9 protein-coding genes and 1 tRNA gene are annotated in these 12,239 nt (G+C 66.9%); 6 read left to right on the top strand and 4 right to left on the bottom strand.

All coding sequences use genetic code 11. The annotated features are described in order from the left end of the window. The first annotated feature begins 321 nt into the window (after positions 1–321). The 3 genes from AC5P5X_RS12590 (at position 322) to AC5P5X_RS12580 (ending at position 3,154) form a co-directional block, all read left to right on the top strand. Positions 322–395 (top strand) — tRNA-Thr (locus tag AC5P5X_RS12590). A gap of 357 nt (positions 396–752) precedes the next feature. Then, positions 753–1,877 carry a slipin family protein gene (locus tag AC5P5X_RS12585; RefSeq protein ID WP_495215991.1) on the top strand — a complete coding sequence of 375 codons (1,125 nt, stop codon included), beginning with the start codon at positions 753–755 and terminating at the stop codon, positions 1,875–1,877. A gap of 56 nt (positions 1,878–1,933) precedes the next feature. Then, positions 1,934–3,154 (top strand): RtcB family protein, encoded by a 1,221-nt coding sequence (locus AC5P5X_RS12580; RefSeq protein WP_111118220.1) that lies wholly within the window; start codon positions 1,934–1,936, stop codon positions 3,152–3,154. Between the two features lie 95 nt (positions 3,155–3,249). On the opposite strand, the gene AC5P5X_RS12575 is transcribed toward AC5P5X_RS12580, so the two are convergent. Further along, positions 3,250–4,155, bottom strand: a complete 906-nt coding sequence (locus tag AC5P5X_RS12575) for an NAD(P)/FAD-dependent oxidoreductase (RefSeq protein ID WP_012481581.1) — start codon at positions 4,153–4,155, stop codon at positions 3,250–3,252. Then, positions 4,145–4,600, bottom strand: coding sequence for an Rrf2 family transcriptional regulator (locus AC5P5X_RS12570; protein ID WP_044571046.1), 456 nt, complete (start codon positions 4,598–4,600; stop codon positions 4,145–4,147). The genes AC5P5X_RS12575 and AC5P5X_RS12570 overlap by 11 nt, the downstream gene beginning before the upstream one ends. Positions 4,601–4,782: 182 nt before the next feature. Between AC5P5X_RS12570 and AC5P5X_RS12565 the strand changes: the two genes are divergently transcribed. Beyond that, positions 4,783–6,903, top strand: a complete 2,121-nt coding sequence (locus tag AC5P5X_RS12565) for a methyl-accepting chemotaxis protein (RefSeq protein WP_111189046.1) — start codon at positions 4,783–4,785, stop codon at positions 6,901–6,903. A 382-nt stretch (positions 6,904–7,285) separates the two neighbouring features. On the opposite strand, the gene AC5P5X_RS12560 is transcribed toward AC5P5X_RS12565, so the two are convergent. Next, the gene (locus AC5P5X_RS12560; protein ID WP_495215990.1) at positions 7,286–8,188 is read right to left on the bottom strand and encodes a LysR substrate-binding domain-containing protein; all 903 of its coding nucleotides are present in this window, start codon (positions 8,186–8,188) and stop codon (positions 7,286–7,288) included. Between the two features lie 105 nt (positions 8,189–8,293). Between AC5P5X_RS12560 and AC5P5X_RS12555 the strand changes: the two genes are divergently transcribed. After that, on the top strand, positions 8,294–9,508 hold the full coding sequence (locus tag AC5P5X_RS12555; protein ID WP_076739399.1) for an MFS transporter: 1,215 nt from the start codon (positions 8,294–8,296) through the stop codon (positions 9,506–9,508). Between the two features lie 125 nt (positions 9,509–9,633). After that, positions 9,634–10,443 (top strand): 2,5-didehydrogluconate reductase DkgB, encoded by an 810-nt coding sequence (gene dkgB / locus AC5P5X_RS12550; protein ID WP_076739400.1) that lies wholly within the window; start codon positions 9,634–9,636, stop codon positions 10,441–10,443. Positions 10,444–10,505: 62 nt separating this feature from the next. Here dkgB and AC5P5X_RS12545 read toward each other — a convergent pair whose 3' ends face one another. Beyond that, on the bottom strand, positions 10,506–12,239 hold the full coding sequence (locus AC5P5X_RS12545) for a hybrid sensor histidine kinase/response regulator (RefSeq protein WP_049395767.1): 1,734 nt from the start codon (positions 12,237–12,239) through the stop codon (positions 10,506–10,508).

The raw sequence follows: 12,239 nt of genomic DNA, 5'->3' as shown, positions 1-12,239 counted from the left end.
GGACCCGCGATGCCAGAACTGCACCCCGCGCGGCGACCCGCCGCTCACTGACCCAGGCTTTTCCCGCCCCGCCGAAGGATTTACTTCGCGCGACTGGCAGCGCCTGGACATTATCTGCATCGCATCAGAACATTATCGCTCGCCGATAATGTCGGTGGCCTGCACCCTCGATTATCCAACGGTCCCGTTTCAACCACGGGCTGGTGCGCGCGGCGTTGCCGTGGCGTATGCCGGAGGTCGCGGACATGCCATCGCCTGGATCGCCTGCTGGAGGCAGGCACCGGTTCGCCGGTACGCGGTTCGATTCCGCGCGGTCCCCAACTGGATAGCTCAGCTTGGTCAGAGCAACGGATCCGTAATCCGTCTGTCGTGGGTTCGATTCCCACTCCAAACCACATGACCTGTCACGTCATGACTTGAAGCAACACCCGGGGCGCAAGCCCCAGCGGCCATCGTCGCCGTCCACCGACATCGCCTTCGGGCAGGAACGTGGAAGGCAACGGACCTCACGCCGGGCCCCGGCCCGCCGCCACTGCCAGCCACGTTCCGCACCGGTGCTGCCTGCCGGGAACGACGATGGCAGCACTGCCGGCGCATCGAAGGCTCCGCGCGCGGACCGTCCGCCGATGGCCGCCCTCTTCCGCTGCCTGCACGTGATGTGCAGGCAGCCTCGCCACGACCGGATCGACCCGGGTCATGGCGATTCATCCGCAACGGGTCGAACCACCAGAGCCATACAAGGAGAGACTCCCATGTTCTGGACCATCAAGGTCGTGATCGGCGACGGCGAGCGCGGCCTGGTGTATCGCAACCGTCGTTTCCAGCAGATCCTGCTGCCGGGCGTGCACCGCCTGTCGCCGTTCGGCGGCCGGCCGCACGTGGACATCCACACTGCATCGAAGGGCGCGGCCTACACCGGCAGCGACCAGGACAGCCTGATCGAAGCGCTGGGCGCACAGCTGGACACGCACTTCGTGCTGGCCAACGTCGGCGCCAGCGAGGTCGGCCTGTTGCTGCGCAACGGCCGCATCGATGAAGTGCTGCCGCCGGGCAGCCGCCGTCTGTACTGGCGCGGTTCGGTCGATACCCAGGTTCAGGTAATGGCGTTGGGTGACGAGCCGCGCATTCCGGCCGACGTGCAGCAGCGGCTGGGTCAATTGGGCGTGCTGCCGCGTGTGGCGGTGATCAGCACGGTGCCGAGCGAGTCGGTCGGCCTGCTGTTCATCGATGGCACGCTGCGGCAGACGCTGGACGCCGGCCTGCACGCGTTCTGGAACTTCAACGGCAACGTGTCGGTGGAGCGTGTGGAACTGCGTGCACGTTCACTGGACGTGTCCGGCCAGGAACTGCTCAGCCGCGACAAGGTGACCCTGCGGGTGAACCTGGCCGCGACCGTGCAGGTGGTCGACCCGGTGCGTGCGCACCGCACGCTCAGCAATGCCGATGATTTCGTCTACCGGCAGCTGCAGTTCGGCCTGCGCCAGGCAATTGCCGCGCGCAGCTTGGACGAGCTGCTGGGTGACAAGGCGGCACTGGACGGCGAGATCGCTGCGCATGTGCAGGCGGCGATCGAAGGCCACGGCGTGCGCTTGCTCGGCGTCGGCATCAAGGACGTGATCCTGCCGGGCGAGATGAAGGAGATCCTCAACGGCGTGGTGCTGGCCGAAAAGCAGGCCCAGGCCAGCGTGATCCGTCGCCGCGAGGAGGCCAACGCCACGCGTTCGCAGCTCAACACCGCAAAGCTGATCGAGGACAACCCGGTGCTGATGCGCTTGAAGGAGCTGGAGGCACTGGAGAAGGTCACCGAGAAGATCGACACGCTCACCGTGTTCGGCGGCCTGGATGGCGTGCTGAAGCAGCTGGTGACGATCAGGTAGGGGGTAGCGGTGGCGCAGGGACGCGCCGCCGGCCCATCAAGGACATTAAAGAAGACATGGACACTCAACAGAACTATCAATGGCTGCATGCCGAGGGCACCACGCCGATCAAGGGCTGGGTCAACGGTGTGCCGCTGGAAGCGCAGGCGCATGAGCAGCTGCGCAACATCGCTGCGATCCCGTTCGTCGGGCCGTGGGTGGCCGTGATGCCGGACGTGCACCTGGGCAAGGGCGCGACCGTAGGCTCGGTGATCCCGACCCGCGGGGCGATCATCCCGGCCGCGGTCGGCGTCGACATCGGCTGCGGCATGGCGGCGGTGCGTACCACGCTGCGCGCCAACGACCTGCCCGATGACCTGCGGCAGCTGCGCAACAGCATCGAGCGCAGCATCCCGGTCGGCAATGGGCGCGGCGGCGAACATCACCGCATGCCCGACAGCATCCACACCCGGCTGGTGCAGTCCGGGCTGGCCGCCGGCCTGGAGAAGATCAAGGACAAGCACCGCCGCATCCGCACCGACAAGCTCGACCGCCAGCTGGGCACGCTGGGTGGCGGCAACCACTTCATCGAACTGTGCCTGGACGAGACGGACACGGTGTGGGTGATGTTGCACAGCGGCTCACGCAGTACCGGCAACCTGATCGGCACCTACTTCATCGAGAAGGCGCGCGAGGAACTGGCCCGGCGCGTGCTGGGCTTCCACCTGCCGGACAAGGACCTGGCGTTCTTCATGGAAGGCGAGCCGCTGTTCGATGACTACGTCGAAGCGGTGTCGTGGGCGCAGGACTACGCCCGGCAGAACCGCGAGGCGATGATGTCGCGCGTGCTGGCCGAGATGCGCCACCGGCTGCCGAAGTTCCAGCTGGCGGCGATGGCGGTGAACTGCCACCACAACTACGTACAGAAGGAGACGCACAACGGCCAGGAACTGCTGGTGACGCGCAAGGGCGCGGTCAGCGCGCGTGAGCGCGAGCTGGGCATCATTCCCGGCAGCATGGGCACGCGCAGCTATATCGTGCGCGGCAAGGGCAACGCGGACAGCTTCCACAGCTGCAGCCACGGCGCCGGCCGGGTGATGAGCCGTGGCACGGCGCGCCAGCAGATCACGCTGGCCCAGCACCGCGAGGCCACCGCGCACGTGGAATGCCGCAAGGACAGTGGCGTTCTGGACGAGTCACCGGCCGCGTACAAGTCGATCGACGATGTGATGGCTGCGCAACTGGACCTGGTCGACGTGGTGCACACGCTGCGGCAGGTGCTGTGCGTGAAGGGGTAATGGAGCGGTGCCGACCAAGGCCGGCCTCTACCAGAGCAACACGTCGCGTCGGGGGTCAGATCCCTTTCTGCGAAAGGGATCTGACCCCGGCACATTCAGCGCGGCACGCTGTCTTCGGCCACCAGCGCATGGTGCACGCCGATGCCCGCGCGCACGCCTTCGGCCATGGCCAGGGTGATGTTGCCCACCGTGGTCGCATCGCCTGCGGCATACACGTTCGGCACCGAGGTGTGCTTCATCGCATCGACCTCGATCAGCACGCCCAGCGGGCTCTCGACCAACGTGCAGCCCAGCTGCTGCACCAATGGCGTGGCCATCGCCTGGGTGGCCGGCACGAACAACGCACGCTGGGCGATTCGGCGGCCGTCGGCCAGCTCCACTTCCAGCCAGGTCGGCTGGTCGCCCTGCACGCCCAGCACGGGTGACGTCTCGATCTGCACGCCGCGCTGCTGCATGGCAGCGCGTTCCTCATCCGTGATGTCCAGTCCCATGCTGAAGAACGTGACATTGCCCCAGTCCGCGAACAGCGGCGCCTTGCTGGCGGACATCGGATGACCGCCAAGCAGGCCAATGGCACCACCACCCACTTCATAGCCATGACAGTACGGGCAGTGCAGCACGGTGCTGCCCCAGCGCTCGGCGAGGCCCGGCAACGCCGGCAACTGGTCGGCGATGCCGCTGGCGAGCAGCAGCTTGCGCGCGGCCAGCACCTGGCCATCGGCGGTACGCACTTCCACGCCTTCGGCGCTGGCGGTGGCCTGCACGGCTTCGGCATGCACCCAACGCACCGTGGGGTAGTCCAGCAGCTGCTGGCGCGCCGTCTTCAGCAGCTCGGCGCCACTGATGCCATCCAGCCCGAGCACCCCGTGCGAATGACTGGCGAAACGGTTGCGCGGCGAACCGGCGTCGATGACGGTGACCGGGCGACGGGCACGGGCCAGGATCAGGCCGGCGGCAATGCCGGCATAGCTGCCGCCGACGATGAGCACATCAGGATTCATGGTGACCTTCCAGGGAACGGTGATGGGCAAGATGGCGGGCGAAGTCGGCGCCGAGCTGGTCCAGCGTGGTCGCCTGCAGCCGCGCTTCGAGCAGGCGCTGCGCTTCGCGCGCCCCTTCGAGCAGGGCGCTGTTGACCAGCTGCTGGATCGGGCAGCCACCGCCGGAGTCGCGTGCGCCGACCTGGACCAGCGGTGGTGCGCCCACCGCCAGGTAGATGTCATGCAGGGTGATCGCCGCGGCATCGCGTGCCAGCAGGCTGCCGCCGCCGTGGCCGCGGGTGCTGCGCACCAGGCCGGCCTTGTGCAGCTGCGCCAGCAGGCGACGGATCACCACCGGATGCGTCGGCAGGCAGGACGCCAGCTGCTCGGACGTACGCGGGGCGGCATGGCCGACCAGGTGCGCCATCACATGCAGGGCGTCGGACAGTGGATTTGCGGATTTCATGTAACAACGATAGTTACATTTAAATTCTCTGTCGAGGGTCTTCTTTCGTTCCATATGGACACATTTGTCCTATGAAACATCCCCTTCACATCACTAAACGAAACGGTAATGTGATGAGCGTCGCACTTCAGACGCGTGGGGACAGGTCGATACCGCATTGCCCCTTCCCGAGAGTCCCTTCCATGAAAGCGTCTGTCCGTGCTCCGCGCCTGCAGTCCAAGCTGCTCGGCGCGGTTTCCGTTGGTCTGGCCGTGGTCCTGCTGTGCGCATTGGCGGGCCTGGCCTCCGCCTGGTTGAAGCTGTCCACCGAGGTTCCACCCGAAGTCGCGCACAGCCGCGACGCCGAACGCCTGCAGCGCGAGTTCCGCGGCCAGGTGCAGGAATGGAAGAACGTGCTGCTGCGCGGCCACGACGACGCGCTGCGCCAGCGCCATCTGGACGCCTTTGACAGCGAGGGCCGCCTGGTCGAGCAGCTGGCCAGGGGCCTCGTAGCCAGCCCGGACATACGCACGCGCGAACTGGCGCAGTCCTTCATCGGCCTGCACACGCAGCTGCAGAAGGACTACCACGCCGCCCTGCAGGCGTTTGCGGAAGCCGGCTACGATCCCGCCGCCGGCGACAATCTGGTGCGTGGCAAGGACCGCCCGGTGGCGACCGCACTGGATGCGCTGAGCACGCATGCCACGCAGGTGGCCGAAGCAACCGTAGCGGCGCGGTCGCAGCAGGCGCGGCAGACCCTGCTGCTGTGCGCGGCGCTGACCGTGCTGGCCGCCGTGTTGCTGCTGATGGGCCTGGCCTGGTGGCTGCGGCGCGCGGTGGTGCAGCCGGTGCTGGCGGTGGAAGCCGCTGCGCGTGCCGTGGCCGCCGGTGATCTGCAGCACGTGGTGCAGGTGCGCAGCCGCGACGAGATCGGTCGCCTCGCGCAGGCGATGCAGGCGGTGCAGTCTACGCTGCGCGGCGTACTGGACGCACAGGCGACGATGGCGCAGGCGCATGACGCCGGCACCATCAGCCATCGCATGGATGCCAGTGCGTTCCCGGGCGCGTTCGGCACCATGGTGGCCGACTGCAACACGCTGGTTGACGCGCACATCCAGGTGAAGATGCGCGCGATCTCGATCATGGGCCGCTATGCCGTCGGTGACCTCAGCCAGGACATGGAACGCCTGCCCGGCGAAAAGGCCGTGATCACCAACGCGTTGGATACGGCCAAGGCCAATCTCGGCATGATCAACGGCGAGATCCGCCGCCTGGCCGAAGCCGCCGCCGCCGGTGACTTCAGCCAGCGCGGCGACAGCGCACGCTTCGAGCATGATTTCCGCGCAATGGTCGACGGCTTGAACCGATTGATGCAGACCACCGAACTGAACCTCGGCGAGGTCTCCAGCATGCTGCGCGCGATTGCCGATGGCCGCCTCGGCGCGCGCATGCACGGTGATTTCCAGGGCGTGTTCGCGCGTATCGCCGGCGACGCGAACACCACCGCTACGCAGCTGGCAACCATCGTCACCGACATCAAGCACGCCTCCGGCAACATCCACACGGCGGCGGCGGAGATCGCCGCCGGCAACAACGATCTGTCGCGCCGTACCGAACAACAGGCCGCCAACCTGGAAGAGACGGCGGCATCGATGGAGGAACTGACCTCCACCGTGCGCCAGAACGCCGAGCATGCGCGCCAGGCCAACCAGCTGGCGATCGGCGCGCACACCGTTGCCTCTCACGGCGGCAGCGTGGTCGGCCAGGTGGTGAGGACGATGGGCGCGATCGAAACCTCGTCGCGGCAGATCGCCGAGATCATCAGCGTGATCGACGGCATCGCCTTCCAGACCAACATCCTGGCGCTGAACGCCGCGGTGGAAGCGGCACGCGCCGGCGAGCAGGGCCGCGGCTTCGCGGTGGTTGCCAGCGAAGTGCGCACCCTGGCACAGCGTTCGGCGGCAGCCGCGAAGGAGATCAAGGCGTTGATCGAAGCGTCGGTGGAACAGGTCGGCCACGGTGCACGGCGCGTGCGCGAGGCCGGTGACACCATGGCCGAGATCGTGGCGTCGGTGCAGCGTGTCACCGACATCATGGCCGAGATCTCCGCCGCCTCGCAGGAGCAGAGCGCGGGCATCGAACAGGTCAGCCAGACGGTGATCCAGATGGACGGCACCACCCAGCAGAATGCCGCGCTGGTGGAGGAAGCCAGCGCCGCCGCGCGCAGCCTGGAGCAGCAGGCGAACCGGTTGATCGACGCGGTGGATGTGTTCGATCTGTCGACCACCGCCGCAGCGAAGGACGCGCTGGCGCGCGCGGCCTGATTGATCCGGTTGCCGGCCAGCGGCTGGCAACCCCGCCACCACATGGGTAGCGCCCGACCGTTGGTCGGGCGATGGCAGGGGCCGTGCGGACCAACGGTCCGCACCCACCGTAACCTGCGGTAGTGCCGGCCGCTGGCCGGCAACCCCATCACCACATGGGTAGCGCCCGACCGTTGGTCGGGCGATGGCAGGGGCCGTGCGGACCAACGGTCCGCACCCACCGTAACCTGCGGTAGTGCCGGCCGCTGGCCGGCGACCCCACCACCACATGGGTAGCGCCCGACCGTTGGTCGGGCGATGGCAGGGGCCGTGCGGACCAACGGTCCGCACCCGCCGTAACCTGCGGTAGTGCCGGCCGCTGGCCGGCAACCCCGCCACGACCTCAGCGCAGGTAATCGCTCCGCGCCATCGCTTCACCCAGGTAATCCAGGAACGAGCTGATCCGCGCCGACACCGCCGTGTTGCGGTAATACACCGCGTGGATCGGCTGGTACACATCCAGCGTCTGCGTCGCCAACACCGGTACCAGGGTGCCGGCGGCGCGGTCGCGGTCGGTCACGAAGTCGGACAGGCAGGTGATGCCCACGCCTTCCACCGCCAGTCGGCGTAGTGTTTCGCCGCTGGACACCGCGATATCCGGACGCACCCGCAGCAGGCCATCGGCATCGCCCGGCAACGGCCAGTGATTCAACGATTCCGGTTCGTTGAAGCTGAGCAGGGTGTGCTGGCCCAGCGCGGCGACGCTGGCCGGTTCGCCGTGTGCCGCCAGGTAGGCCGGACTGGCCACCAGCCGCAGCTGGCAGCGACCCAACGGCCGCGCATGCAGGGTGGAGTCGGCCAGCGGCCCGATCCGGATCGCCAGATCGGTGCGCCGTTCCAGCAGGTCGATGTAGCGCTCGGAGCTGTTCAACTCCAGCTGCACCTCCGGGTAGCGCGCGCGGTACCCGCCCACCAGCGGCGCGATCACGTGCAGCACGAACGGCATCGCCGCATCCACGCGCAGGCGTCCGGCCGGGCGCTCGCGGCGGGCGGCCATCTGTTCCTCGGCGGACTCCACCGCATCGATGATCGCCCGTGCATGGCGCAGGTAGGCCTCGCCCTCTGCGGTCAGGTGCAGGCGGCGGGTGGTACGGGTCAACAGGGTGGTGCCGAGCTTGTCTTCCAGCCGCCCCAGCGCCCGGCTCACGCCCGACGGCGTCTGCCCCAGCTGTTCGGCGGCAGCACTGATCGACCCGCTGTCGATCACCGCGAGGAAGGCCTGCATTTCATCGAGAGTGGTCTTCATGCCTCCATTATTGACTGGGCGGCAATAGTGATTGGCGTGAAGACCGGTTTTTCGGCAAAGGTGCGCCGCGCACACTGCGCGCCTTCCTTCCCTCCGGAGCCGGCCATGATCCGTGGCATTCCCCTCGCCCTGCTGGCGCTGACCCTCGGTGCCTTCGCCATCGGTACCACCGAGTTCGTCATCGTCGGCCTGATTCCCACCATTGCCGCCGACCTGCAGGTCAGCCTGCCCTCGGCCGGCCTGCTGGTCTCTCTGTATGCCCTCGGCGTGGCCATCGGTGCGCCGGTGCTGACCGCGCTCACCGGCCGCGTACCGCGCAAGTCGCTGCTGGTGGCGCTGATGGTGCTGTTCACCCTCGGCAACGTCATCGCCTTCCTGGCGCCGGGCTACACCTCGCTGATCGTCGCCCGAATCCTCACCGGCCTCGCCCACGGTGTGTTCTTCTCGATCGGTTCGATCATCGCCACCGCGGTGGTGCCGAAGGAGAAGGCCGCCAGCGCGATCGCCATCATGTTCACCGGCCTCACCGTGGCGCTGGTGACCGGGGTGCCGCTGGGCACCTTCATCGGCCAGCACCTGGGCTGGCGCGCCACCTTCCTGGCGGTGGCCGCTCTGGGCGTGATCGCCCTGCTCGGCGCGCTGCTGTTCGTGCCGCGCAGCGTGCCGCAGAGTGCGCCGGCCAGCTTCCGCCAGCAGCTGGCCGTACTCGCCCAACCCCGCCTGCTGCTGGTCTATGCGATGACCGCGCTGGGCTACGGCGGCACCTTCCTGGCCTTCACCTATCTGGCGCCGATCCTGCAGGACGTCACCGGTTTCTCCGCCAATGCGGTCAGCCTGGTGCTGCTGGTGTACGGCGTGTCGGTGGCAATCGGCAACCTGTGGGGCGGGCGCATGGCCGACCGCATGGGTCCGGTGCCCGCACTGAAGCGCATCTTCGCCCTGCTGGCCATCGTGCTGTTCGTGCTCACCTTCACCGCCTACAACACCTGGCTGATGCTGCTCACGGTGCTGGCACTGGGTGCGGTGGCGTTCGGCAACGTGCCCGGCCTGCAGGTCTACGTGGTCAAGCAGGCGCAGCGCTATGCGCCGCAGGCCACCGACGTGGCCTCGGGGCTGAACATCGCCGCCTTCAACATCGGCATCGCGCTGGGCGCCTCGCTCGGCGGGCTGGTGGTGGAGAACATCGGCCTGATGCACACGCCGTGGCTGGGCGCGCTGGTGGTGGTGGGCGCGTATGCATTGACCGTGCTCAGCGGCCGCCTGGACCGCCGCGACGGCATCGATGACCGCGCCGATGGCATCGCCGTGGCCGCGCATTGAGATAAGTCATGCCGTGCCGGCGCCCTGCCGGTACGGTGGTGCAATGCACCGTTGCCGGCACGCATGCGGCCACTGGCCTACCCTTTGCCGGATATTCGCATCCCTCCCCTTTGCTGGAGCTCCCCATGACTGTCCCCGCCTTCGGTCTCGGCACCTTCCGCCTCAAAGACCAGACCGTGATCGATTCCGTGCGCAATGCGCTGGATGTCGGCTACCGCGCCATCGATACCGCGCAGATCTACGGCAATGAAGCCGAGGTCGGCCAGGCCATCGCCGATTCCGGCGTGCCGCGCGAAGAGATCTACCTGACCACCAAGGTCTGGATCACCGAGTTCAAGCGCGAAGCGCTGCTGGCCAGCCTGCGTACCAGTCTGGAAAAGCTGCGTACCGATCATGTGGACCTGACGCTGATCCACTGGCCGTCGCCGAACGACAAGGTCGACGTGCCGATGGAGGAGTACCTGACCGCACTGGCCGAGGCCAAGGCACAGGGCCTGACGAAGCAGATAGGCATCTCCAACTTCACCATCGCACAGACCCGCAAGGCGATCGGCATCCTCGGTGCAGGCGCCATCGCCACCAACCAGATCGAGATCCATCCGTACCTGCAGAACCGCCTGCTGGTGAAGTTCCTGCAGGACAACGGCATCCACATCACCGCCTACATGAGCCTGGCCTATGGCGAGGTGATCAAGGACCCGGTGATCCAGGCCATTGCCGGCCGCCACCAGGCCACTCCGGCGCAGATCGCGCTGGCCTGGGCGCTGCAGCAGGGCTTCTCGGTGATCCCGTCGTCGACCAAGCGCGAAAACCTGTCGGGCAACCTGGAAGCAGCAGCGATCCGCCTGACCGACGAAGACATGGCGCAGATCGCCAAGCTGGACCGCGGCCATCGCCTGGCCAACCCGGAAGGTATCGCCCCGGCCTGGGATTGATCCCGCTGCGGTTACGGATCGGAATCGGTAGGTGCCGCCCTTGGTCGGCACCTACCGGACGGTCAGCGCTCGGCAACACCGCGCAACATATCCAGGACGCTCTCGATGTCCAGTGGCTTGCACAGAAAGCCAGCCGCGCCCAGCGCCTGCGCCCTGTCAATCACCTCTACCCGGGTGTCTGCGCTCATCACCAGAACGGGAGGCGCCGCAGGGTCCCTGACCAGCGCCTCCAGTACGTCCCATCCACTGCAACCTGGCATGTGCAGATCCAGCAGAACTACGTCGGGCGCCAGCGCCTTGATGACGGCCTGAGCATCGTGACCATCTTTCCGGAAGCTGAGGCGATGGCCTGCACACTGCAGCAGGTGCTGCACCACCTCGCGGTTGGTCTCCACGTCTTCGAACAGCAGGCAGTGCAGCGGACGAACCACCGCCGCGTGCAACTGGAAAAGCTCACCCAGGGAAGGAAGCGGCTCAGCCTCATCGGCCACGGCAGCAGCGAAGCACCACACGAATGAGGCGCCGCCGACATCGCTGCGGCCGACGCTGATCGTTCCGCCCATGGCATCGGAAATCAGCCGAACGATGTACAGCCCGAGCCCGACGCCCTGTTCGCAACGTGCTTCGCCCTGACTGACCTGCACGAAAGGCGAGAAAATCATGTCTCTCTGCGCTTCGTCGATGCCCGTCCCGGAGTCGCAGACCGAGATCCGCACCTGCCAGTCATCCACCGCTCGAACGGCGCCAACCGAGACCCTCGCCTCGCCCGCCATGGGACTGAACTTGATGGCATTGCAGAGAAGATTGGTCACCACCTGTTCGATGCGACCGCCATCTGCCAACAGCCATACGTCTGCTCTCCCCACATCCACCTGCAGTACCACGCCTTTGTCTGCAGCCGCAGGCATGCAGCTCGCCTGCGCCGCCTCGATGATGGAACGCAGCGAACAAGGATGTGGCCGCAGTTTCAGCTTGCCACCATCAATGCTGGCAACATCAAGTACATCATCAATGCGACGTCGGAGCGCCTGGGCCTGCCCTGCAACGGTGGCCAGTGCGTGTCGCTGGGCAGCACTTGCCGTATTGACCTCCAGAAGCTGGATGCCGCTGATGATGGCATTGAGCGGCGTGCGAAGCTCATGACTCATGGTGCCGACGAATCGCCCCTGCGCCTCACGCGACGCAATGGCACGCAACGCGATTTCGCGCATCGCTGCCACCAATGACGCCACGACCAGCGGCAACAGGATGGTCAGCGCCAGCGCATAGGCCAGATAGGCGGGCCGCGAGAACCAGTAGCCTTCGGGGGCTGCCCAAAGCAGCGCCACGGCCGTTACCGCGATTGCCGGCGCCATGGCCTTGCGTCCGTAAGCCACCGTCGCGGCGATGACGAGGAACGGCAGGATTGCATTGAGTGCCATCAACAGGATGAAGGCCGCGTGCACCTGGATGGCCACCATCGCCAGACTGAGCAGAAGGCCCGCCGCGTCGTACCACGTGTCGTGACGCGCCCTGCGAAGGTTTACAAAGAGTGCCCACGCTACAGATACCGCCAGAAGTACAACGGCGGCCGGCAGCACCCGCGCTGCCTCATCGGCCAGAACAGGCTGAGGGCCATCGATCCAAAGCCAGCACCACAGCACCGCAAGCGCCTGCAGCAGCACACGGAACCCACTGGCGCGCGGCTCCTGGAAGCATGACAGCAGTAGAGCCAGACGATGCATTTCCAGCACGCGCGCAGCATGCAGCAGCGCTGCCGGGGACGACATTGGAGAGGGCGTGTACGGATCATGCAT

It is taken from the genome of Stenotrophomonas sp. YJH_SMC_91 (assembly GCF_059368495.1).
This window is presented reverse-complemented; position numbering and strand designations above follow the sequence as displayed.

Excerpts from the sequence above, each read along its gene's own strand:
- AC5P5X_RS12545 (WP_049395767.1), bottom strand. The coding sequence starts at position 12,239 with ATGCATGATCCGTACACGCCCTCTCCAATGTCGTCCCCGGCAGCGCTG.
- AC5P5X_RS12575 (WP_012481581.1), bottom strand. The coding sequence starts at position 4,155 with ATGAATCCTGATGTGCTCATCGTCGGCGGCAGCTATGCCGGCATTGCC.
- AC5P5X_RS12570 (WP_044571046.1), bottom strand. The coding sequence starts at position 4,600 with ATGAAATCCGCAAATCCACTGTCCGACGCCCTGCATGTGATGGCGCAC.
- AC5P5X_RS12555 (WP_076739399.1), top strand. The coding sequence starts at position 8,294 with ATGATCCGTGGCATTCCCCTCGCCCTGCTGGCGCTGACCCTCGGTGCC.
- AC5P5X_RS12580 (WP_111118220.1), top strand. The coding sequence starts at position 1,934 with ATGGACACTCAACAGAACTATCAATGGCTGCATGCCGAGGGCACCACG.
- AC5P5X_RS12585 (WP_495215991.1), top strand. The coding sequence starts at position 753 with ATGTTCTGGACCATCAAGGTCGTGATCGGCGACGGCGAGCGCGGCCTG.
- dkgB (WP_076739400.1), top strand. The coding sequence starts at position 9,634 with ATGACTGTCCCCGCCTTCGGTCTCGGCACCTTCCGCCTCAAAGACCAG.
- AC5P5X_RS12560 (WP_495215990.1), bottom strand. The coding sequence starts at position 8,188 with ATGAAGACCACTCTCGATGAAATGCAGGCCTTCCTCGCGGTGATCGAC.
- AC5P5X_RS12565 (WP_111189046.1), top strand. The coding sequence starts at position 4,783 with ATGAAAGCGTCTGTCCGTGCTCCGCGCCTGCAGTCCAAGCTGCTCGGC.